Source organism: Streptomyces dangxiongensis (assembly GCF_003675325.1).
Lineage (GTDB): Bacteria > Actinomycetota > Actinomycetes > Streptomycetales > Streptomycetaceae > Streptomyces > Streptomyces dangxiongensis.
This window is the reverse complement of record NZ_CP033073.1, coordinates 4,869,035-4,889,357: the sequence shown is the minus strand read 5'-3', so window position 1 is coordinate 4,889,357 and position 20,323 is coordinate 4,869,035. Positions and strand designations below refer to the sequence as shown.

At 71.4% G+C, this 20,323-nt stretch carries 20 protein-coding genes and 1 pseudogene; 7 read left to right on the top strand and 14 right to left on the bottom strand.

All coding sequences use genetic code 11. The features are described 5' to 3' along the window. Window positions 1-28 precede the first annotated feature (28 nt). The 7 genes from D9753_RS21955 to clpS all read right to left on the bottom strand — a co-directional run bounded on the left by D9753_RS21955 (window position 29) and on the right by clpS (window position 4,873). Complete coding sequence (locus D9753_RS21955) at window positions 29-979, bottom strand: PLP-dependent cysteine synthase family protein (protein WP_121788539.1); 951 nt, start codon at window positions 977-979, stop codon at window positions 29-31. 17 nt (window positions 980-996) lie between these two features. Next, entirely contained in the window at window positions 997-1,275 is a 279-nt protein-coding gene (locus tag D9753_RS21950; RefSeq protein ID WP_121788538.1) for a MoaD/ThiS family protein, read from the bottom strand. Between the two features lie 119 nt (window positions 1,276-1,394). Then, window positions 1,395-1,490 (bottom strand): putative leader peptide, encoded by a 96-nt coding sequence (locus tag D9753_RS39065; protein ID WP_309504872.1) that lies wholly within the window; start codon window positions 1,488-1,490, stop codon window positions 1,395-1,397. A gap of 95 nt (window positions 1,491-1,585) precedes the next feature. Then, a complete protein-coding gene (locus tag D9753_RS21940; protein ID WP_121788536.1) occupies window positions 1,586-2,017 on the bottom strand; it encodes a Mov34/MPN/PAD-1 family protein in 432 nt (143 codons plus the stop codon). A 155-nt stretch (window positions 2,018-2,172) separates the two neighbouring features. After that, window positions 2,173-3,609: an amino acid permease gene (locus tag D9753_RS21935; RefSeq protein ID WP_121788535.1), complete on the bottom strand. Its 1,437-nt coding sequence runs from the start codon at window positions 3,607-3,609 to the stop codon at window positions 2,173-2,175. Between the two features lie 327 nt (window positions 3,610-3,936). Continuing rightward, window positions 3,937-4,542 carry a DUF2017 domain-containing protein gene (locus D9753_RS21930; protein ID WP_121788534.1) on the bottom strand — a complete coding sequence of 202 codons (606 nt, stop codon included), beginning with the start codon at window positions 4,540-4,542 and terminating at the stop codon, window positions 3,937-3,939. 13 nt (window positions 4,543-4,555) lie between these two features. Next, window positions 4,556-4,873, bottom strand: a complete 318-nt coding sequence (gene clpS / locus D9753_RS21925) for an ATP-dependent Clp protease adapter ClpS (protein WP_121788533.1) — start codon at window positions 4,871-4,873, stop codon at window positions 4,556-4,558. Window positions 4,874-4,929: 56 nt separating this feature from the next. Between clpS and D9753_RS21920 the strand changes: the two genes are divergently transcribed. The 4 genes from D9753_RS21920 to D9753_RS21905 all read left to right on the top strand — a co-directional run bounded on the left by D9753_RS21920 (window position 4,930) and on the right by D9753_RS21905 (window position 8,588). After that, window positions 4,930-6,276: a nicotinate phosphoribosyltransferase gene (locus D9753_RS21920; protein ID WP_121788532.1), complete on the top strand. Its 1,347-nt coding sequence runs from the start codon at window positions 4,930-4,932 to the stop codon at window positions 6,274-6,276. A gap of 102 nt (window positions 6,277-6,378) precedes the next feature. After that, on the top strand, window positions 6,379-6,972 hold the full coding sequence (locus tag D9753_RS21915; protein ID WP_121788531.1) for a nicotinamidase: 594 nt from the start codon (window positions 6,379-6,381) through the stop codon (window positions 6,970-6,972). A gap of 196 nt (window positions 6,973-7,168) precedes the next feature. Continuing rightward, window positions 7,169-7,771 carry a zinc metalloprotease gene (locus tag D9753_RS21910; RefSeq protein WP_121788530.1) on the top strand — a complete coding sequence of 201 codons (603 nt, stop codon included), beginning with the start codon at window positions 7,169-7,171 and terminating at the stop codon, window positions 7,769-7,771. Between the two features lie 25 nt (window positions 7,772-7,796). Next, the gene (locus D9753_RS21905) at window positions 7,797-8,588 is read left to right on the top strand and encodes a hypothetical protein (RefSeq protein ID WP_121788529.1); all 792 of its coding nucleotides are present in this window, start codon (window positions 7,797-7,799) and stop codon (window positions 8,586-8,588) included. A gap of 90 nt (window positions 8,589-8,678) precedes the next feature. Here the strand turns inward: D9753_RS21905 and D9753_RS21900 are convergent, their stop codons facing one another. Both D9753_RS21900 and D9753_RS21895 read right to left on the bottom strand, forming a co-directional pair. Continuing rightward, window positions 8,679-9,005: a hypothetical protein gene (locus D9753_RS21900; protein WP_121788528.1), complete on the bottom strand. Its 327-nt coding sequence runs from the start codon at window positions 9,003-9,005 to the stop codon at window positions 8,679-8,681. Between the two features lie 122 nt (window positions 9,006-9,127). After that, window positions 9,128-11,491, bottom strand: coding sequence for an immune inhibitor A domain-containing protein (locus tag D9753_RS21895; protein WP_121788527.1), 2,364 nt, complete (start codon window positions 11,489-11,491; stop codon window positions 9,128-9,130). Between the two features lie 361 nt (window positions 11,492-11,852). Here D9753_RS21895 and D9753_RS21890 point away from each other — a divergent pair, with 361 nt between their 5' ends. Continuing rightward, a complete protein-coding gene (locus tag D9753_RS21890; RefSeq protein ID WP_121788526.1) occupies window positions 11,853-12,089 on the top strand; it encodes a hypothetical protein in 237 nt (78 codons plus the stop codon). Window positions 12,090-12,234: 145 nt separating this feature from the next. On the opposite strand, the gene D9753_RS21885 is transcribed toward D9753_RS21890, so the two are convergent. Further along, window positions 12,235-12,831 carry an RDD family protein gene (locus tag D9753_RS21885; protein ID WP_121788525.1) on the bottom strand — a complete coding sequence of 199 codons (597 nt, stop codon included), beginning with the start codon at window positions 12,829-12,831 and terminating at the stop codon, window positions 12,235-12,237. 76 nt (window positions 12,832-12,907) lie between these two features. Beyond that, window positions 12,908-14,482, bottom strand: coding sequence for an RDD family protein (locus tag D9753_RS21880; RefSeq protein WP_121788524.1), 1,575 nt, complete (start codon window positions 14,480-14,482; stop codon window positions 12,908-12,910). 232 nt (window positions 14,483-14,714) lie between these two features. Between D9753_RS21880 and D9753_RS21875 the strand changes: the two genes are divergently transcribed. Continuing rightward, window positions 14,715-15,128 carry an SsgA family sporulation/cell division regulator gene (locus D9753_RS21875; RefSeq protein WP_121788523.1) on the top strand — a complete coding sequence of 138 codons (414 nt, stop codon included), beginning with the start codon at window positions 14,715-14,717 and terminating at the stop codon, window positions 15,126-15,128. A gap of 118 nt (window positions 15,129-15,246) precedes the next feature. Here the strand turns inward: D9753_RS21875 and D9753_RS21870 are convergent, their stop codons facing one another. Beyond that, window positions 15,247-16,653, bottom strand: coding sequence for an FAD-binding oxidoreductase (locus D9753_RS21870; protein WP_121788522.1), 1,407 nt, complete (start codon window positions 16,651-16,653; stop codon window positions 15,247-15,249). Window positions 16,654-16,747: 94 nt separating this feature from the next. On the opposite strand from D9753_RS21870, the pseudogene D9753_RS21865 reads away from it, so the two are divergent. After that, window positions 16,748-18,239, top strand: a pseudogene (locus D9753_RS21865) (tetratricopeptide repeat protein). 4 nt (window positions 18,240-18,243) lie between these two features. On the opposite strand, the gene D9753_RS21860 reads toward D9753_RS21865, so the two are convergent. Continuing rightward, complete coding sequence (locus D9753_RS21860) at window positions 18,244-19,095, bottom strand: phage baseplate protein (protein ID WP_121788521.1); 852 nt, start codon at window positions 19,093-19,095, stop codon at window positions 18,244-18,246. Window positions 19,096-19,131: 36 nt separating this feature from the next. Continuing rightward, window positions 19,132-20,280 carry a 4-hydroxyphenylpyruvate dioxygenase gene (hppD, locus tag D9753_RS21855; protein WP_121788520.1) on the bottom strand — a complete coding sequence of 383 codons (1,149 nt, stop codon included), beginning with the start codon at window positions 20,278-20,280 and terminating at the stop codon, window positions 19,132-19,134. Window positions 20,281-20,323 lie beyond the last annotated feature (43 nt).

Below are 20,323 nucleotides of genomic sequence, written 5' to 3'. Positions count from 1 at the left end.
TGACGTACCACCGGCGCGGTCGGATCCCCTATGCCCAGAGCTGGCCCTGGAGCGTCTCGATGGCCTCCTCCGTGGTGGCCGCCGTGTAGACGCCGGTGGAGAGGTACTTCCAGCCGCCGTCGGCCACGACGAAGACGATGTCGGCACTCTCGCCCGCCTGGACGGCCTTCCTGCCGACGCCGATCGCGGCGTGCAGGGCCGCGCCGGTGGAGACGCCCGCGAAGATGCCCTCCTGCTGCAGGAGTTCGCGGGTGCGGGTGACCGCGTCGGCGGAGCCGACCGAGAAGCGGGTGGTGAGCACGGAGGCGTCGTACAGCTCCGGGACGAAGCCCTCGTCGAGGTTCCTCAGCCCGTACACCAGGTCGTCGTAGCGGGGTTCGGCGGCGACGATCTTGACGTCCGGCTTGTGCTCGCGCAGGAAGCGGCCGACGCCCATGAGGGTGCCGGTGGTGCCGAGACCGGCCACGAAGTGGGTGATCGAGGGGAGGTCGGCGAGGATCTCCGGGCCGGTCGTGGCGTAGTGGGCGCCCGCGTTGTCCGGGTTGCCGTACTGGTAGAGCATCACCCAGTCGGGGTGCTCGGCGGCCAGTTCCTTCGCCACGCGTACGGCGGTGTTGGAGCCGCCGGCGGCCGGTGAGGAGATGATCTCGGCGCCCCACATCCCCAGCAGGTCCCGGCGCTCCCGCGAGGTGTTCTCCGGCATCACGCACACCATGCGGTAGCCCTTGAGCTTGGCCGCCATGGCGAGGGAGATGCCGGTGTTGCCGGAGGTGGGCTCCAGAACGGTGCAGCCCGGGGTGAGCCGGCCGTCCTTCTCCGCCTGCTCGATCATGTGCAGGGCGGGGCGGTCCTTGACCGAGCCGGTGGGGTTGCGGTCCTCCAGCTTGGCCCAGATCCGGACGTCGGAGGACGGCGACAGCCGCGGCAGGCGCACCAGGGGGGTGTTGCCCACCGCGGCCAGCGGGGAGTCGTAGCGCATCGCTGGTCAGCGGCCGATCAGCGCATGCCGCCGGCCACGGCCGGCAGGATCGTGACGTTGTCGCCGTCGGACAGCTTGGTGTTGATGCCGTCCAGGAAGCGGACGTCCTCGTCGTTCAGGTACACGTTGACGAAGCGGCGCAACTGGTCGCCGTCCACGATGCGGGCCTGGATGCCCGCGTGCCGGGCCTCGAGGTCGGCGAACAGCTCGGCGAGGGTGTTCCCGCTGCCCTCCACCGCCTTCTGGCCGTCGGTGTACTGGCGGAGGATGGTGGGGATGCGGACCTCGATGGCCATGGCTCAGGGCTCCTGTCGGAAGGTGTCGGGTCGGTGGGCGCGCGGCGGCGCGGGGCGCACGGGTGGCGTACGCGGGTCTGGACGCCGCGGCTCACGGCCGTACGGCGGCAGCGCCGGCGTCAACAGATGGCGCTGGCGAGCCTGCACAGGTCGACGTGCAGCCGCGCCACGAGCAGTGCGCCCGGCGTCTTCTCGCTCACGTCGTGGAAAACCATGGGCTCATCGTATCGATTCCCCCGCCGTTTCCCGGAGGGTGTTCCCACATCCCGGACGTGATTCGTTCAGTCCGCGAGACGAGGGGCGCGTGGTGTCACTGGGGCGGGTACGCCTCCACCACCTTGACCTCCTCCTCGGTGACCTCACCGGCGAGGATCCGGAACGAGCGGAACTGGAACTCGCCGGCGTCATCGGTGTCGGCCGTGGAGACCAGGACGTAGTGGGCGCCGGGCTCGTTGGCGTAGGAGATGTCCGTGCGGGAGGGGTAGGCCTCGGTCGCGGTGTGGGAGTGGTAGATGATCACCGGCTCCTCGTCGCGGTCGTCGAGTTCGCGGTAGAGCCTGAGCAGGTCCTGGGAGTCGAACTCGTAAAAGGTGGGCGAGCGGGCCGCGTTGAGCATCGGGACGAACCGCTCGGGGCGGCCGGAGCCCGCCGGACCGGCGACCACGCCGCATGCCTCGTCGGGGTGGTCCTCGCGCGCGTGGGCGACGATTTTGTCGTACAGGGCCTGGGTGATGGTCAGCATGGGGGTCAGGATAAGCAGAGGGGCCGTCCCGTACCGGAGGTCGGTACGGGACGGCCCACATGCCGGACGTCCTGAGCGGCAGCCGCCGGGGGCGCCACGAGTGCTCCCGGCGGCCGGACGTCCCGGAGAGGTGTCCTGCGGGGTGTCTCGGGTCCTCAGCGCTTCTGGAAGGCCGCGGCCTCCGGGTTGCGCCGCTTGAGCACCAGGTAGGCGACGCCGAGGATCAGGGCCCACAGCGGTGCGCAGTACAGCGAGACCCGGGCGTCCTTGTCGATGCCCATCATCACGATCACCATGCCGATGAAGGCGAGCGCGAACCAACTGGTGAACGGGGCGCCCGGCGCACGGAACTCCGAGCGGGGCAGTTCGCCGCGGTCGGACTTGGCGCGGTAGCGGATCTGGCAGAACAGGATGACGATCCAGGCCCACATGCCGGAGATGGTGGCGAAGGAGACCACGTAGTCGAACGCCTTGCCCGGCCACTGGTAGTTGATCCACACGCCGACCAGCATCAGCGCGGCGGAGACCGACGTGCCGACGAGCGGGGTGCCGCTGGACGTCAGGCGGGTGAAGGCCTTCGGGCCCTGGCTGTTGAGCGCGAGGTCGCGCAGCATGCGGCCGGTGGAGTACATGCCGGAGTTGCAGGAGGACAGCGCCGCGGTGAGCACGACGAAGTTCACGATGCCGGCGCCGGCGGCCAGGCCCATCTTCTGGAACGCGGCCACGAACGGGCTGACACCCGGGTGGAAGTTGGTCCACGGCACGACCGACAGGATCATGATCAGCGCGCCGACGTAGAAGACGGCGATGCGCCACGGCACGGTGTTGATCGCCTTGGGCAGCACGGTCTTGGGGTCCTTGGACTCGCCCGCGGTCACACCGACCAGCTCGACGGCGAGGAAGGCGAACATGACCATCTGGAGGGTCATCAGGGTGCTGCCGACGCCGTGCGGGAAGAAGCCGCCCTCGTTCCACAGGTGGCTGACGGAGGCGGTGTCACCGGCGTCGGAGAAGCCGATCGTGAGGATGCCGGCGCAGATCAGGATCATGCCGATGATGGCGGTGACCTTGACCATGGAGAACCAGAACTCCAGCTCACCGAAGAGCTTCACGGAGATCAGGTTGGCGCCGTACAGGACGATCGTGAAGATCAGCGCCGAGATCCACTGCGGGATGTTCCACCAGTAGGTCATGTAGGCGGCGGCAGCGGTGACCTCGGTGATGCCCGTGACCACCCAGAACAGCCAGTACGTCCACCCGGTGACGAAGCCGGCGAACGGGCCGATGAACTCGCGCGCGTACTCGGAGAACGAACCCGACACCGGGCGGTACATCAGCAGCTCGCCGAGTGCCCGCATGATGAAGAAGATGACGAGGCCCGCGATGGCGTACGCCAGGATCAGGCTGGGGCCCGCCTTGGAGATGCCCTTGCCCGCGCCGAGGAACAGGCCGGTGCCGATGGCACCGCCGATGGCGATCATCTGGATCTGCCGGGCACCGAGCCCGCGCTGATACCCCTCGCCGCCCTCGTGATCCTCGGCCCGCACGGCCTCATTGCCGTCGCGATGCTGGTCGACCTGCGATGAGGTCATGTGTGGTGCGCCTTTCTCCATGCCGATCCGGGCCTTTCGTCGGCCTCGGACCGGGTCTCGATCCCCCTGGATTTCTGGAGCTCTTGCCTGGCCGACGGTCGTCGGCTCGGTGGCGCACCCGGCCGGAACATGGGTGGTGTTCGCCGGGCGGTCGTGAAGATTTATCACGGCCGCAACACTGATCACAGGGGTGAGGTGTGGTGCATCACACAAGGAGAAGCGGACAAAAGGTGTTCGGATGCGTCAAAACCGGCCGCAACGGTGACGGGATCGTTATCCGGATTTGAGCGTCCTCTGAGCGAACGGTGTCGCAGGGATATGCCCGGATTACGGCATGAGGGTCGTGACCAAGGTCTCCTGGAGACCGCCCAGCCACAGGTAGGCCAGCACCATCGGCTTGCGCGGGTCCTCCTCCGGGAGCCGGTAGAGCAGGTCGGTGTCGTCCTCGTCGGTGATCTCCAGGCGGGCGCCGATCGCCAGCCGGAGGTCGTTGAGGGCGCCGAGCCACTGCCGCGACTCCTGCGGGGACAGCTCCAGCACCGCCCCGCCGTCATCCACCGGGGTGAGCGCGTCCAGGGTGCGGATCACCGTCAGGGCGCTCTCCCGCTTGCCGGCGCGCAGGTCGTTCTCGGTGAAGCGGCGGAACTCGGCGGAGTGCGCCAGCCGTTCCTCGGCCTCGGCCGGCGAGGCGGGGGCCTGCTCAGGATCGCTGTAGGCGTCCGGGAAGAGCCGGCGCAGCACCGGGTCCGCGGGCGGCTCGCTCGGCCCCTCGGCGAACAGCTCGGCGAGCGGGTCGTCGGGGGCGTCGGCACCGGGGCCGGGGCCGATCAGCTCCAGGAGCTGGACGGCCAGCGACCGGATGATGGAGATCTCGACGTCGTCGAGCGCGACGGCCGCGCCGCCGCCGGGGAGCGGTTCGAAGTGTCCGGGCATAAGTGGTCGGTCGCTACTTCCGGTCCTGCTGAAGGGTGGCCCACAGACCGTAACCGTGCATCGCCTGCACGTCGCGTTCCATCTCCTCGCGGCTCCCGCTGGAGACGACCGCCCGGCCCTTGTGGTGGACGTCGAGCATGAGCTTGGTGGCCTTGTCCTTGGAGTAGCCGAAGTACGTCTGGAAGACGTACGTCACGTAGCTCATGAGGTTGACCGGGTCGTTGTGGACGATCGTGATCCAGGGGACGTCGGGCTCGGGTACGGCGAAGACCTCCTCCGCCGACTCGGTGCGTTCGATCTCTACGGGCGCGGGTGACGTCACAGAGCCCATGCTCCCACGGGCACGATAAATCGTCACACTGACGAGATGGGGGGTACTATCTGGTCATGAACACAGCGGACCTTGGGCTGCCGGTGGATGTTCCCTCGACGGCACTCTTCACGGACCAGTACGAGCTGACCATGCTGCGGGCCGCACTGAAGGCCGGCACGGCCGACCGGCGCAGCGTGTTCGAGGTCTTCACCCGGCGGCTGCCCGACGGGCGGCGCTACGGCGTGGTGGCCGGCACCGGGCGCGTCCTGGACGCGATCGAGAACTTCCGCTTCGACGCCGGCGTGCTCGGCTTCCTGCGCGAACAGGGCATCGTCGACGAGGAGACCCTGGCGTGGCTCGCCGGCTACCGCTTCAGCGGTGACGTCTGGGGCTATCCCGAGGGCGAGGTCTACTTCCCGGGCTCGCCGATCATGCGTGTCGAGGGCAGCTTCGCCGAGTGCGTCCTGCTGGAGACCGTGATCCTCTCGATCCTCAACCACGACTCGGCGATCGCCGCGGCGGCCTCCCGCATGGCCTCCGCCGCCGGTGACCGCCCGCTCATCGAGATGGGCGCCCGCCGCACCCACGAGCTGGCCGCCGTGGCCGCCGCGCGGGCCGCGTACGTCGGCGGCTTCACGACCACCTCCGACCTCGCCGCGGGCTTCCGCTACGGCATCCCGACCGTGGGCACCTCGGCCCACGCCTTCACTCTCCTGCACGACCGCGAACGCGATGCCTTCCGGGCCCAGGTCGACACCCTCGGCCGCGGCACGACCCTGCTGGTGGACACCTACGACGTCACCGAGGCCGTCCGTACGGCGGTGGAGGTGGCCGGACCCGAGCTGGGCGCGGTCCGCATCGACTCCGGCGACCTGCTGCTGGTGGCCCACCGGGTGCGCCAGCAACTGGACGAGCTGGGCGCGACCGGCACCAGGATCATCGTGACCTCCGACCTCGACGAGTACGCCATCGCCTCGCTGGCCGCCGCACCCGTGGACGCGTACGGCGTCGGCACCCAACTGGTCACCGGCTCCGGGCACCCCACCGCGTCCATGGTCTACAAGCTGGTCGCCCGCGCCGAGACCGCCGACCCGAAGGCGCCCCTGGTGCCGGTCGCGAAGAAGTCCAGCGGCGGCAAGACGTCCGTCGGCGGACGCAAGTGGGCCGCGCGCCGCACCGACGCGGAGGGGATCGCGGAGGCCGAGGTCGTCGGCACCGGGCCGGTCCCGTCCGCCCTGGCCGGCCGCCAGCTCCAGGTCGAGCTGGTCAAGGGCGGCGAGGTGATCGCCCGCGAGCCGCTGGACGTGACGCGCGACCGCCACATCGCGGCCCGCGCCCGGCTGCCGCTCTCCGCCACCCAGCTATCCCGGGGGGAACCGGTCCTCCCGACGGAGTACGTCCACGGGGGCTCGGGTAGCTAGGACGACACGGCCCAAAGCGGGACCGTCGTCCGGCCCCCTCCCGCACCGGCCGGTAAGTCCCTAGGCTCAGTCACCTGCCTCCTCACCCGAAGGACACCCACCATGCGCCGCGCCTTGATCGTCGTAGACGTCCAGAACGACTTCTGCGAGGGGGGCAGCCTCGCGGTGTCCGGCGGCGCGGACGTGGCCGCCGCCGTCACCGAGCTGATCGGCCAGGCGGCGGGCACCGGATACCGGCATGTGGTGGCCACCCGCGACCACCACATCGCGCCCGGCGGCCACTTCGCGGACGACCCCGACTACGTCCGCTCCTGGCCCGCGCACTGCGTCGCGGGCACGGAGGGCGTCGGCTTCCACCCGAACTTCGCCCCCGCCGTCGCCTCCGGCGCGGTGGACGCCGTGTTCGACAAGGGGGCGTACTCGGCGGCCTACAGCGGCTTCGAGGGCACCGACGAGAACGGGGTCACGCTCGCCGACTGGCTGCGCGCCCGGGAGATCGGCGAGGTGGACGTCGTCGGCATCGCCACGGACCACTGCGTGCGCGCCACCGCGCTGGACGCCGTGCGGGAGGGCTTCCGCACGCACGTCCTGCTGGACCTGACCGCGGGAGTCGGCGAGGAGACCACCACGCGCGCGCTGCGGGAACTGCGCGAGGCGGGCGTGGAGCTGACCGGCAGGCCCGTCGTCTCTTCCTGACCGAGCGGCCCCGCGGCCGCCCCTCCTCAAGATCCGCACAACCCGACCAGCTCTCTTACATTTTGTGGATCATCTATGTAATGTCCACGCCAGGGGGCGGTAAAGAGACTGCCGGTCGCGCGGGCTGTCTGCTTTGTCATGTCCGGACCACGGCACTGCTCCTCTGTCCGCCACTTCCCCACAGGGAGCCAGCCAGATGTCCGAACCGCCGCGCCGCAGCGGAACCAGAGCCGTGCCCAGGATCCTCCAGGTATTCCTGCTGTGCGCCTCGTTCGTCGCCGTCCACTTCAGCACCGCCGCTCCCGCCCAGGCCTACCACCACCTGTGCGGCAGCTTCTACGGGGTCAGCGGCAACGACCCCATCTCGTACAAGTACAGCAAGATCACCAACACGTACTACAACGCGTTCAACGGCGCCCAGGGCCGTTGGGACACCACCAGCGCCCCTGGTTACTTCCGGTACGAGAAGAACAACGGCGACCCCGAGGTCGAGGTGAGGGACGAGGGGCACGCGTGGGACGACTGGGCGCGGACGAGCTGGCAGGGCTGCACGTTCGGCTACTGGTCCTACGACGAGGTGTACATCGTCTTCAACACCTCCACCATGCGCGGCCTGAGCGCACGCGAGAAGAAGCTCGTCGCCGAGCACGAACTGGGCCATGCCTACGGTCTCGACCACGAGTACTACACCTGCGCCAACCCCGGACCGGCCGTCATGCGGCAGGGCACGGGCAAGTTCAGCTGTGGGAGCGACGGCCCCTGGTACGACGACGTCAAGGGCGTCAAGGCGAAGTACTGAGCGGTCGAGGAGGACAACGACAGTGATGAAGACGAAAGCGCGTTTCGCCCTGGCCGCCGGTGTGGCACTGGCCTGCCTGACGGCCTGCTCCGGCCCCGGATCGTCCGAGGCCGGCGGGGGCCTGCACGTCGAGGCGGACTACGCCTACTACAGCAGCGCCGAGGACGTCAGCTCGGTGGCGGAGATCGCCGTCACCGGGCCCGTGCTCAGCATCGAGACCCGGGAGTGCGACAAGGGCGGCGACAACGCCGGCGAGCCCGCCATCGACCCGACGGAACCGGACAGCACCGACCCCAACCCGGACCCGTCGGCCACCAGCTCTCCCGATCCGACGGTCACCCCGTCCGGGATCGCCGGCGACGGGCCGGGCACGGCGGACTGCACACCGATGGTCTTCCTGAAGGTGCGGGTCGCCGGGATGATGAAGCGCGGCGGCGGTGTGAACGACGGTGACGAGATCATCGTCGGCAACATCGACACCGACAAGGTGACGATGGAGGGCGCCACCCCGCTGACCGTGGGCAAGCAGTACGCGCTGTACCTGCGGCAGCTCACGGCGAGCGACCACCCCGGCATCACCAGCGTGCAGAACTTCTGGATCCCGGTGGGCGGAAGCCAGGGCGTCTTCGTCGTGGCCAAGGGCACCGTGACGCCGGCCTCGGCCAACATCGTGGCCCTCACGAACACCGAGGCGCGCAAGAAGCTGAGCGCCGCCTCGGGCAAGTCCCGGCCCGAACGGCTCCACACGACCGTGGCCGGTCTGCGGAAGGCCGCCAAGGTGGCAGCCGCCGCCGAGCGGCGCTCCGCCTCGCGGTAGGTGCGCTGTCCGGGGACCCCGGTCTCCGGCCCGCGCCGAGCGGCCCCCGCCCCCCCGGGCGGGGGCCGCTCCGTCATGCCGCAGGGCCGGTCACGGCTGGAGCAGCGCGGGCCGCAGCAGGGCGCGGATCGGGCGCCACAGCTCGGGCCCGCTGACACCGCCGTCGCCGGCCGTGCGCCATATCAGGCCGTCGGGATGGTGCAGCACCGCCGTGACCTCGTCCGGCGTGGGAGGCAGCGCGTTGCCGCGCAGGTACACGGCCCGCAGCCCCAGGTTGCGCAGCCGGGTCAGGGCCCGGGCCCGGTTCGGGGCGTGTACCAGGACTCGCACCCCTTCCGGGCCCCCGGCGGGACTCGGCAGGTTCAGTGCCACCACCACCGTGTTGTCCGGCAGCTTGCAGAAGCCTCCAGCGGCCATGCGGTCACATCCCCGTCCCGGTCGGTGTCAATAAGCACTCCACGGGACGCACCTAAACACGACCGGCGGCAACCCGCCAGGGGGTTGCCGCCGATACGCCTGTGACCTGCGCGGATGTGGGACTACTTCACCGCGGGGCCGACCTTGAGCTGGATCGTGGAGCCGTCCTTGGCCTCCTTGACGATCGTGATCTTGGTGTTGGTGTCAGTGACCTTGACGCCGCCGGTGGGGTTGGACGCGTCGTAGTAGGTGCTGATGTGGTCGTTGAAGACCGGGACACCCTTCGACGCCTTGACCTTCCGAGCGACCCCGGCCTGGTGCAGGGTGATGCCGTCCGTGCCGTAGAGGCTGAACGGGGAGTCGTACGCCTGGACGCGGTTGCGCAGCAGCGTGCCGTCGGCCCACCTCAGCGCCTTCGGGTGCGAGTCGACCGGCAGGATCAGGCCGGTGCCCGGGTGGCCGTTGGTGTCGTTGGTGTTGTTGTCCGCCTGGGAGGTGTCCCACTTCCAGACCAGCAGGCCGTTCTGGTACGGGTAGTGCTCCACCCAGTCCGGGCGGCTGGTGGTGAGGTACCCGAAGTTGTACGGGCCGACCTTGAGGGTCTTGTCGTACGACACGTACTGGCGGTTCTCGGCGATGTAGTACTGCGCGTAGTCCTTGGTGAACGACGCGCCGGCCCGGGAGAAACCGGCCGCGGTCCAGCCGGCGTCAGCGGTCTCGGCGTTGTCCGAGAACACCGGGGCGCCGTCGGCGGTCACGGTGATCTCGTCGGCCGTGAAGCCGTTCTCCGCGACACCGCCGTCGGTGGCGTAGCGGAAGCGCACGTCGATCTTCTTGCCCGCGTAGGCGTCGAGCGGGAACGACAGCTTCTTGTGCGTCTGCGAGAAGCCGGTCAGCGCCGGCTTGCCGCTGGCGTCACGCGGGAGGGCCTGGCCGTCCGCCGTGCCGTCCAGGGCCGTCCAGTTGGCGCCGCCGTCGGTCGACACCTCGGTGTAGACGTAGTCGTAGCCCTCCTCGGTGGCCCACCAGCCGTCCAGGCTGAGGTTCGCCGACGTCTTGCCGGTGAGGTCCACGGTGCGGGTCAGCGTGTTCTTCAGGTCGTTGCCGCTGCCGCTCCACCACTGGGTCGAGCCCTCGGCGGGCTGGGTGATCGTGGTGGTGACGGCCTTGTCCGGCAGGGACACCACGAGGGCCTGCTTGTCCCACGTGTTGTACTCGGCGGGGCCGAGCTTGTGCGTGGACTGCTTGCCCGCCTTGGCGCTGTCGTAGTTCAGCCAGCCGAGCTGGAGCTTGTCCCAGGCGTTCATGTCGCCGGGCAGGTCGCCGATGGACTCCTTGCCGGTGCCCAGCCAGGAGCCGGACGACATCAGGGTCCAGAAACCGGTGGAGTTGTCGCCGCCGGCGGTGTCGTACTCGTCCGGCAGACCGAGGTCGTGGCCGTACTCGTGGGCGTAGACGCCGAGGCCGCCGTTCTCCGGCTGGATGGTGTAGTCGCCGACCCAGATGCCGGTGTCGCCGACCTGCGTGCCGCCGAGCTTGTTGCTGCCGGGGCCGGTGGCGCCGGCGTCGGTGCCGAAGGCGTACCAGCGGTGGGCCCAGATCGCGTCCTCGCCCTGCGCGCCGCCGCCCGCGGACTCGTCCTCACCGGCGTGCACGATCTGGAAGTGGTCGACGTAGCCGTCGGGCTCGTTGAAGTTGCCGTCGCCGTCGTAGTCGTAGCGGTCCCACTGGTCGTACTTGGCCAGCTCCGCCTTGATGTCGGTGTCGGACTTGCCCGCCTTCTTCTGCTGGGCGACCCAGGCGCTCAGGCCGTCGCTGACGACGTTCCACACGCTCGGGCAGTTCTTGGAGCCGCACGCGTTGTTGCCGTAACGGGCCTCGTTGTACGGGACCTTGACCCAGTCGGTGACCTCACCGGAGACCGAGTAGCGGCCCGAGGACTGCTTCTCGTAGTACTTCTTCAGCGACTCGGTCTTCTTGCCGGAGCCGAAGTAGAGGTCCTGGTAGTGCTTCTGGTCGTAGTCCTTCTGCCAGGCCGTGGAGTTGTCCTTCTTGCGGTCCGGCGCGGCGATCTTGTTGTGCAGCGGGCCCGCGGTGCCCCCGTACTTGGGGTCCGTCTGGTTCCCGAACTCCACCAGGATGGTGAAGATCTTGTCGGTCTTCTCGCGGCTCAGCTCGACGTACTTGCTCCGGCCCTTGCGGCTCTTGAGCTTGACGACCTTGGAGCCGTTACGCTCCTGCGCGGTGGCCTTGCCCGATATGAGCTGCTTCAGGGCCTCCTCGCGCTGGGCGTCCTGAGTCTTGCTCAGCGGGCCGTCCAGGTCGTGCTTCTGCTGCTTCACCGGGGCCGGGTCGTGCCGGTTTGCGGCCGCGGCCGGGCGCTGCGTGCCCGCTTCCGCGACGGCGAAGGTGGCGAACGTGGCGGAGGCCGCCGCGAGCGTCACACCGATGGCGGCCGCTCTGAACGTCCAGGATCTGCTGGTCACTTGAGTTCCTCCCCCGCGCCGCGCGCACGGACAGGGGGTTCCAGGGCATGGAGGAATCCGTGCGTGCTCGATCAACGCGTGTATCAAGTGACGACATTTGACTAGAGGTTTGACAGAAAAGACAGACCTTGACTTGAGCAGGACAAGTGCACTATGCGGAGGTGGCGTTCGCTTTACGGACACGTGTCGCCCCGGCGACCGGCGCAGGAAGCCGTCCGTCCGACGAGGCCGGTGTCTCCGTGCGCCCCCCGTGCACCGGTACCGTGGGTTAGGCCGCGCTTACCGGGCGTCCCGCTCGGGCATGCACGCCAAGAGAGCCCCACGGCACCCCATCCCCGAAACCGCCGAGGACACGATTGCCATGCCTCGTCCGACCGCCGCACAGCTCGCCTACGGTGTCTGCACCGTGATCCTCTCGACGTTCGCCATGCTGCTGCTGTCGCAGGCGAGTTCGCCCGTCGGGATCAGCGTCATCGCCCTCGCGGCCCTCGCGCTGGGGCTGCTGGTCGCCATGACGGCCACCGCCCCGCGAGGCCGCCCGGCACACGCACCCGCCGAGGCCGTACCGGACGAGGAGCGCGTCCCCACCTCCTTCTGACCGGGACACCCGGGCGGCGCGAGCGACGGATCGACGCCGCACGGGCGGCTCCGCTCCACGCGGGCACGCTCCGCGGGGTGGGCACAGGTCACCTGGAACCGGGTCCGGCCCGTACCGGTCCTTCCCGGCGACCGGCTGGCGGCCCTCAACCGGTGCTGACCACCACCGTCTTGGCCGCCTTGTCGTGCAGCCCCTGCTTGTACGGCTTGTCGAAGAAGCTCCACCCGCCCGCGATCACCGTCCACAGGCAGCAACAGCAGGCGAACGGCACCCACAGCACCAGGGAGCGGATCAGCGTGGTCCCCACGGAGGGGGTGGCGCCGTCGTCCAGGTCGGCCACCCGCATGGCGAGCCACTTCTTGCCGAGGGTCTGCCCCGATCTGCTGATCATGACGGTGTCGTAGGCGACGTAGAGCACGGCCATGACGACGTCCGCGGCGACGGACCGGCCGACCTGCATGCGGTCGCTGTCGACGGAGTACAGCCGCAGCCCGAAGACCCAGGTGAGCAGCCAGACGACGACACCGACGAGGACCATGTCGATGAGCCTCGCGAGCGTCCGCCGGGCGCTGTCGGCGAGCGGGGGCATACCGGCCAGGGGGTCGCCGGGGTAGCCGGAGCCGCCACCGCCGTCGTATGGGCCGCCACCGCCTTCGTACGGGCCGCCGCCGTACGGGGGTGTCGGGCCGCCGCCGGGCGGCGGGGGCTGGGATCCGGAGCCGGAGGGCGGTTCGCTGATCATGGCCCGAGTGCACCGCGGCCCCTCCGGCCCCGCATCCGGAGGGCGGCCGTACGGGCTACGGCCGTCCGTGTCGCTGTCAGCCCGCGACGAACGTGTGGGCCGCCTTGTCGTGCCAGCACTGGTGCCACGGCCGGTCGAACAGGCACCACAGCATGCCCACGACACCGACGACCAGCAGCCCCGGCACGCTGAACACCAGCCAGCGGCGCAGCGCCGGGCCGAACGCCGGGGGCTCGTGCCCCTCGATGTCCCGCACCTGGAGACCGCACAGCTTCTTGCCGAGTGTGCGGCCCCACTTGGCGGTGGGCAGCACCTCGTACAGGACTCCGGCGAGGAGCAGGACGGCGAGGACGATGCCGAGGCTGGTGCCCGTCGTGCCGTCGAGCAGCCAGACGGTGACGGTACGGCCGGACAGCCGGGCCGCGTCGATCTTCTCCTGCACGTGGTCCGCCGCCCGCAGGCCGAGCGGCACCGCGGCGGCGGCCGTCACGGCCCCCACCACCAACAGGTCGATCAGCCGGGCCGCGAACCGCTTGCCGAGCCCGGCGGGCCGCGCGGCCGCCTGGCGGCGGGCGGCGGCCTGGAACACGTCCTCCACCGGCGGCTTCCACGGGGCCGGCGGCTGCTCGTCACCGCCCCCGGCCAGTTGGTGCACCTGCTGCGCCCAGGAGGACTGACCACCGCCGGAGCCGCTGGTCAGCGGGGTGGTCGGGGCAGCGCTCTGCTGGGGGACGGACGGGGTGACGCCGGCGGGCGAGGCGGGGACGCCGGAGGCGGTGGGGAAGCCGGCGGCGGCCGGGCCCGGCTGCACGCCCTGCGGGGTCTGCGGAGTTCCCGGCGTCCACGGGGCCTGCGTGGTCCCCGGGGTCTCGGGCGACGGTGCGGCGGTGGCGCGGGCGGCGGCGGCCTTTCCGGCACCGAAGCCGTGGTTGCCGGCCGCGGCTGAGGAGGCGGGGGTGGTCGGCGTGGTCGCGCCGACCGGGCCCTGGGTGCCGAAACCGGCCGGACCCGGACCGCCGGGCGGGTCGCCCTCCGCGCCGGCCGGTACCGGGCGGAAGGTCATCGTGCCGTCGTCGCTGTGGGCCGCCGGGCCGGGGATCGGGCGCCGGAAGAGGAAGGTGCCGGGGTCCGGGGCCTCGTCCTCCGCCGGGGGCGTCGCCGCGGCGCCCTCGGTACGGGCGGCGACACGACCGCCGGCCGCCCCGGCCGGCACCCGGGGGTCCGCCCCCCAGCCCTCGACCCGCCCTGCCTCACCCTGGAGACCGGGGAGGCCGGGGTGGGTCCGGTGGTCCCACTGCGCACCCTGCGCGTCCTGTCCGTCCTCCGCCGCCTGTCCGGCGTGTGCGGTGTGCTCGGCCGGGTCCGTGCGGGGCCACTGGTCGGCGGGATCGGTCCGGGCGGTGTGCGGCTGCCGTACGGGGTCGGCCGGGTCCTCGTCGAAGAAGTGGGGGCCCGTCTCCTCGACGGACGGGGCCGCGGGGCGGATGCCGGCCGGCGGGATGAGCGGCTCGCCGTCCTTCGGCGCCGGGCGACTGGTGCCGGGCACCCAGGAGGAGCCGTTCCAGTACCGGACGTAGCCGGGGATGGACGGGTCCGGGTAGTAGCCCTCACGGGGCCTGTCGTCACCTGCGGCCGGGGTTGGGGCGCTCATGTCCGTCGTCCCGTATCTGCTCGGGGGTGGGATGGGGGCCTCCACATCTATCAGACCCGGGCACCCCCCACGGCCACTCCCGCAGGACCCACTCCTTTCCGGGTAATGCCGTGCCGGTCCCCCGGACATGGCGGAGAGAACTCCCCCGGACCCGCGTAATGCCCGGGTCCCCGCCGCCTCTCCCCCGTACGGGCCCGGTCCGAGCGGCCCCGACCGGAGAGGAACCCAGGTCATGCGTCACACCGTGGTGGAACGGGAGCTGGAGCTGAGGCTCATTCTGTCGCCGGACCGGAGCGTCCCGGTGCCGGCCCGGCTCGGCTACCGCTCCGACGACCCCTACGCCGTCCACGTCACCTTCCACATCGACTCCGAGCACCCCGTCAACTGGACGTTCGCCCGTGAGCTGCTGGTGGAGGGGGTGTTCCGGCCGTGCGGGAGCGGGGACGTGCGGGTGTGGCCGGCGAGGGCGGACGGGCGCGGGGTCGTCCTGATAGCGCTGGGTTCACCGGACGGCGACGCGCTGCTGCGGGCGCCGGTCCCGCAGGTGTCGGCATGGCTGGAGCGGACGCTGCGGGCGGTGCCGCCGGGGACGGAGGCCGGGCGGCTGGGCATCGACGGCGCGCTGGACGAGCTGCTCGCCCGGTGACCCGGGCGGCCGGGCTAGCCCGGCCGGACCGGCGGCCCCGGTCGTACGCGGCCCCGTCCGTAAGCACAGCCCCGGCCCGACGGTGGCCCCGTCCGTAAGCACAGCCCCGGCCCGACGGTCAGAAGACCTTGCCCGGGTTGAGGATGCCGAGCGGGTCGAAGACCTGCTTCACCGCCCGCTGCATCTCCACCCCGACGGGGCCGATCTCGCGGGCCAGCCACTCCTTCTTCAGGACGCCGACGCCGTGTTCGCCGGTGATGGTGCCGCCCAGCCGCAGGCCAAGGGCCATGATCTCGTCGAAGGACTCGCGGGCCCGCCGGGACTCGTCGGGGTCGCCGGCGTCGAAGCAGACGGTGGGGTGGGTGTTGCCGTCACCGGCGTGCGCGCAGACGCCGATCGTCAGGCCGTACGCGGCGGCGATCCGCTCGACGCCCTCCAGCATGGCGCCGAGCTGTGAGCGGGGCACGCACACGTCATCGATCATCGTCGTGCCCTTGACCGCCTCCAGCGCGGTCAGCGAGAGCCGCCGGGCCTGGAGCAGCAGCTCGGACTCGGCGGCGTCCTCGGCGGGGACGACCTGGGTGGCTCCGGCCGCCTCGCACAGGGCGCCGACGGCGGCGAGGTCGGCGGCGGGGTCCGGGGTGTCGAAGGCGGCCAGGAGCAGCGCCTCGGTGGTCTCCGGCAGACCCATGCGGGCGAGGGCGTTGACGGCGTTGACGGTCGTACGGTCCATCAGTTCGAGGAGGGACGGGACGTGACCGCCCGCCATGATCCGGCAGACGGCGTCGCAGGCGGCGGTCGCGGAAGGGAACTCGGCGGCCAGGACGAGCTGCCGGGGCGGCTGGGGCTTCAGGGCGAGGACCGCGCGGACCACGATGCCGAGGGAGCCCTCGGAGCCGACGAAGAGGCGGGTCAGGTCGTAACCGGCGACGCCCTTGGCGGTGCGGCGGCCGGTGGTCAGCAGGCGGCCGTCGGCGAGGACGACGTCCAGCCCGAGGACGTACTCGGCGGTCACGCCGTACTTGACGCAGCACAGGCCGCCGGAGGCCGTGCCGATGTTGCCGCCGATGGTGCACGTCTCCCAGCTCGAAGGGTCCGGCGGGTAGTACAGGCCGTGTTCCGCCACCGCGCGGGACAGGACCGCGTTGACCACGCCGGCCTCGACCACGGCGATCCGGTCGACGGGGCTGATCTCCAGGACGCGGTCCATCTTCGTGAGGGAGAGCACGATGCAGCCGTCGGTGGCGTTGGCGCCGCCGGACAGGCCGGTGCGGGCGCCCTGCGGGACGACGGGGACGCGCAGCTCGGTGGCGGTGCGCATGACGTGCCGCACCTCCTCGACCGTGCGCGGCAGTACGACGACGGCGGGGGCGCCGGCCGGGCAGAAGCTCGCCATGTCGTGGGAGTAGGAGGCGGTGACGTCGGGGTCGGTCAGGACGGCCTCGGGCGGCAGGCCGGCCAGGAGCCGGTCGGTGAGAGTGCTCGTCTCCGCGTCGTGCGTCGCTTCGATACGGCTCATGATCACAGGTTCGCACTCGCAGCCATCGGTGTGAACCCCGTCCGCGCGCCGCCCTTGGGCCACCCGGATGTGTTTGTCATATTGGCGCACAGTAAGCCTTATGAACGACCGACTGTGCGAGCCGGGTACGTCCCTGCCGGCCGGGCCGCCGCGCCGGTCGCGGCGGACGGCGCGGCGGCTGCTGGTCGCCGCGCTGGCGGGCGGTGTCGTCGCGGGCGCGGCTGATGCTGCTGCCGCAGGAGCGGCGCCAGCCCGCCGCGCCGCCCGCCGCGGGCCCGCGCCCGCGGACGCTGACGTCGACGGCGGTGACCTACGGGGTGCCGGCCGCGCTGCCCGGCCTGACGGCGCTGGTGGCCCGGCAGGAACAGCGGGTGCGGGCGCAGCCGCGGGACGCGCGGGCGTGGGCGGTGCTGGGGGCGGCGTACGCGGAGCGGGGCCGCCGGACGGGTGACGCGGCGGACTACCCGCGGGCCGGCCGTGCGCTGCGGACCTCGCTGGAGGTGCGCGGCACGCGGAACACCGCGGCGCTGGACGGGCTGACCTCGCTGGCGCTGGCCCGCCGGGACTTCCCGGCGGCGAGACGGTACGGCGAACAGGCGCTGAAGGCGGCGCCGAAGCGGTGGTCGGCGTATCCGCCGCTGATCGACGCGTACACCGGGCTCGGCGACCACAAGGCGGCCCAGCAGGCCCTGGACAAGCTGCTGGGGCTGCGCACCGGTGCGGAGGTGCGGCCGGCCGTGATGGCGCGGGCCGCGGCGGTGTACCGGGACCGGGGCTGGCGCGAGGACGCGGTGGCCCAGCTCACCGACGCGGCGGCTGCCGCCCGCACCCCGGCCGAGCGGGCGGCATGGCTGACCGGGGTGGGTGAGCTGGCCTGGGAGCGCGGGGACCTGCCGGACGCGCTGCGGCACTTCGAGGCCGCCCTGCGCCTCGACCCGGACCAGCAGGCGGCGCCGCCCGGGCGGGCACGGACGCTGGCCGCGCTGGGGCGTACGACGGAGGCGCTGAGCGGGTACCGCGCGGCTCTCGCCCGGCAGCCGGACCCGGCGGTCCTGCTGGAGCTGGGTGAGCTGTACGAGTCGCTGGGGCAGGAGCGGCTCGCCGCGGAGCAGTACACGCGGCTGCGGGCGGCGGTGGGGCGGGCGGTGGCGGGCGGGGTCGACGAGGAGCTGCTGATCGGGCGGTTCGAGGCGGACCACGGGGACGCGCCGGACGCCGTGGAGCGGTTGCGGGACGAGTGGCGGCGGCAGCCGGGGACCGAGGTGGCCGACGCGCTGGGCTGGGCGCTGCACCGGGCCGGGGAGAACGAGGAGGCGCTGACCTACGCGTCCGCGGCGACGGACAAGACGAAGGGCGGCGGGGTGCGCAGCGCGCTGTACGCGTTCCACCGGGGCATGATCGAGGGCGAGCTGGAGCGGTACGGTCCCGCGCGTCGGCATCTCGAGGAGGCGCTGCGGATCAACCCGTACTTCTCCCCCCTGGGCGTGCCGGTGGCCCGGACGGCACTGCGGGCACTGGGTGAGCCCGCACCCGACGAACCGCCCGGCGAAGAGGGCGTGGAGGACGGAGGGGACGGGGAGCCGCGCCGGTGAGGGGTCACTTGTAGTAGATCGAGAACCTGCGTGCGCCCTCCGGCCCGGACGCGAGACCCAGGTACAGGCGCGGGGTACCGGTGTGGCGGACGGCGAGGCCCTCCGGTTCGCGGTGGTCGAGGGAGTAGGCCGCCTCGGTGCGGTGGCGGGCGAGGAGTTCGCCGGTGCGGATGTCCAGGCAGGACAGGTGGGTGTCGCCGTGGCCGGCGGGCCGGTCGGTGCGCGGGTCGTAGGCGGAGCCCGCGAGCTGGTAGAGGTGGTCGCCGTGCAGGGCGTACCCCTGGAAGGGTGCGGCCGGGTCGGGGTGGGCGCCGGTCTGGGGGAAGTCGGCGAGCGGGGAGGCGTGGTCCCGGGCGGTGAAGGCGGCCATGTCCCAGACGCGGTAGCGGGGTGTGCTGCCGCGCAGCCGGTAGCGGAGGGCCAGGCGGCCGGTGGCCGGGCAGACCGTGGGCTGGTTGCCGTGCGAGCCCTCGACCGGGTGGCGGATCCGGACATCCCCGCCCGTGCGGGTCGCCCCGTGCGCGAACCTGAAGCGGGTGACGCCCCGGCCGTAGCCGCCGGCGGCGTCGGCCTCGGTCCAGATCCACACCGTGCCGTCGGTGTCGTGCTGGACGCCCATGCTCACGCCGTGCCCGAAGCCCCTGAGGTACATGTGGCCCAGGCGCCGGCCCCGGAGGTCCAGGCGGTTGAGGCACAGGTCGCCGGCGTCCCGGCCGCCCGGGGTGAGCTGGAGGACGTAGAGGTGGTGGTGGACCTCGTCGAAGGCGAACGACTGGAGGACCGTGGGTTCGCGCAGCGTGTCCTTCTGCCGCAGCCAGCGGACGGCCGGGGCGGCGAGGTCGATGCGTTCCTCCACGGTCCCCCCTGGACTGGCCCGGCGGGGACCCGGCGGTTACAGGTTGCCCCGCTTGTCCTGCTCGCGTTCGATCGCCTCGAACAGTGCCTTGAAGTTGCCCTTGCCGAAGCCCATCGAACCGTGCCGCTCGATGAGTTCGAAGAAGACGGTCGGCCGGTCCTGGACGGGCTTGGTGAAGATCTGGAGCAGGTAGCCGTCCTCGTCGCGGTCGGCCAGGATCTTCAGCTCGCGCAGGGTGTCGACGGGCACGCGGGTGTCGCCGACCCACTCGCCGAGGGTGTCGTAGTAGGAGTCGGGGGTGTCGAGGAACTCGACGCCGGCCGCGCGCATGGTGCGGACGGTCTGCACGATGTCGTTCGTGTTGAGCGCGATGTGCTGGACGCCCGCACCGCCGTAGAACTCCAGGTACTCGTCGATCTGCGACTTCTTCTTGGCGATCGCGGGCTCGTTGATCGGGAACTTCACCTTCAGGGTGCCGTCCGCGACGACCTTCGACATCAGCGCGCTGTACTCGGTGGCGATGTCGTCGCCCACGAACTCCTTCATGTTCGTGAAGCCCATGACCGTGTTGTAGAACCGGACCCACTCGTTCATCCGGCCGAGTTCGACGTTGCCGACGCAGTGGTCGACGGCCTGGAAGGTGCGCTGGGCGGGCGGCTCGACGAGCGGCGCGGCGGCGGTGTAGCCGGGCAGGTAGGGGCCGTCGTAGCCGGTGCGCTCGACCAGGGTGTGGCGGGTCTCGCCGTAGGTGGCGATCGCGGCGAGGACGACCGTGCCGTGCTCGTCCTTCACCTCGTACGGCTCGGTGATCGAGCGGGCGCCGTGCTCGACGACGTAGGCGTGGGCGCGGCGGGCGTCGGGCACCTCGATGGCCAGGTCGACGACGCCGTCGCCGTGCTCGGCCACGTGCTGGGCGAGGAAGTGGCCCCAGGGGGTGGCCGGCTTGATCACCGAGGTGAGGACGAAGCGGGCGGAGCCGTTCTCCAGCACATAGCTCGCGGTCTCGCGGCTGCCGTTCTCCGGTCCGGAGTAGGCGGCCAGCCGCATGCCGAAGGCGGTGGAGTAGTAGTGCGCCGCCTGCTTGGCGTTGCCCACGGCGAAGACGACCGCGTCCATTCCCTTGACCGGGAAGGGGTCGGCCTGCCGGGCGGTCGTCTCGGGAGTGTGGTCTGTGGTCTGCGTCATAGCGGAAGAGTCGCGCTGCTCAGCAAGGTGCGCAATAGTTCGC

Excerpts from the sequence above, each read along its gene's own strand:
- D9753_RS21955 (WP_121788539.1), bottom strand. The coding sequence starts at position 979 with ATGCGCTACGACTCCCCGCTGGCCGCGGTGGGCAACACCCCCCTGGTG.
- D9753_RS21950 (WP_121788538.1), bottom strand. The coding sequence starts at position 1,275 with ATGGCCATCGAGGTCCGCATCCCCACCATCCTCCGCCAGTACACCGAC.
- D9753_RS39065 (WP_309504872.1), bottom strand. The coding sequence starts at position 1,490 with ATGGTTTTCCACGACGTGAGCGAGAAGACGCCGGGCGCACTGCTCGTG.
- D9753_RS21940 (WP_121788536.1), bottom strand. The coding sequence starts at position 2,017 with ATGCTGACCATCACCCAGGCCCTGTACGACAAAATCGTCGCCCACGCG.
- D9753_RS21935 (WP_121788535.1), bottom strand. The coding sequence starts at position 3,609 with ATGACCTCATCGCAGGTCGACCAGCATCGCGACGGCAATGAGGCCGTG.
- D9753_RS21930 (WP_121788534.1), bottom strand. The coding sequence starts at position 4,542 with ATGCCCGGACACTTCGAACCGCTCCCCGGCGGCGGCGCGGCCGTCGCG.
- clpS (WP_121788533.1), bottom strand. The coding sequence starts at position 4,873 with ATGGGCTCTGTGACGTCACCCGCGCCCGTAGAGATCGAACGCACCGAG.
- D9753_RS21920 (WP_121788532.1), top strand. The coding sequence starts at position 4,930 with ATGAACACAGCGGACCTTGGGCTGCCGGTGGATGTTCCCTCGACGGCA.
- D9753_RS21915 (WP_121788531.1), top strand. The coding sequence starts at position 6,379 with ATGCGCCGCGCCTTGATCGTCGTAGACGTCCAGAACGACTTCTGCGAG.
- D9753_RS21910 (WP_121788530.1), top strand. The coding sequence starts at position 7,169 with ATGTCCGAACCGCCGCGCCGCAGCGGAACCAGAGCCGTGCCCAGGATC.
- D9753_RS21905 (WP_121788529.1), top strand. The coding sequence starts at position 7,797 with ATGAAGACGAAAGCGCGTTTCGCCCTGGCCGCCGGTGTGGCACTGGCC.
- D9753_RS21900 (WP_121788528.1), bottom strand. The coding sequence starts at position 9,005 with ATGGCCGCTGGAGGCTTCTGCAAGCTGCCGGACAACACGGTGGTGGTG.
- D9753_RS21890 (WP_121788526.1), top strand. The coding sequence starts at position 11,853 with ATGCCTCGTCCGACCGCCGCACAGCTCGCCTACGGTGTCTGCACCGTG.
- D9753_RS21885 (WP_121788525.1), bottom strand. The coding sequence starts at position 12,831 with ATGATCAGCGAACCGCCCTCCGGCTCCGGATCCCAGCCCCCGCCGCCC.
- D9753_RS21880 (WP_121788524.1), bottom strand. The coding sequence starts at position 14,482 with ATGAGCGCCCCAACCCCGGCCGCAGGTGACGACAGGCCCCGTGAGGGC.
- D9753_RS21875 (WP_121788523.1), top strand. The coding sequence starts at position 14,715 with ATGCGTCACACCGTGGTGGAACGGGAGCTGGAGCTGAGGCTCATTCTG.
- hppD (WP_121788520.1), bottom strand. The coding sequence starts at position 20,280 with ATGACGCAGACCACAGACCACACTCCCGAGACGACCGCCCGGCAGGCC.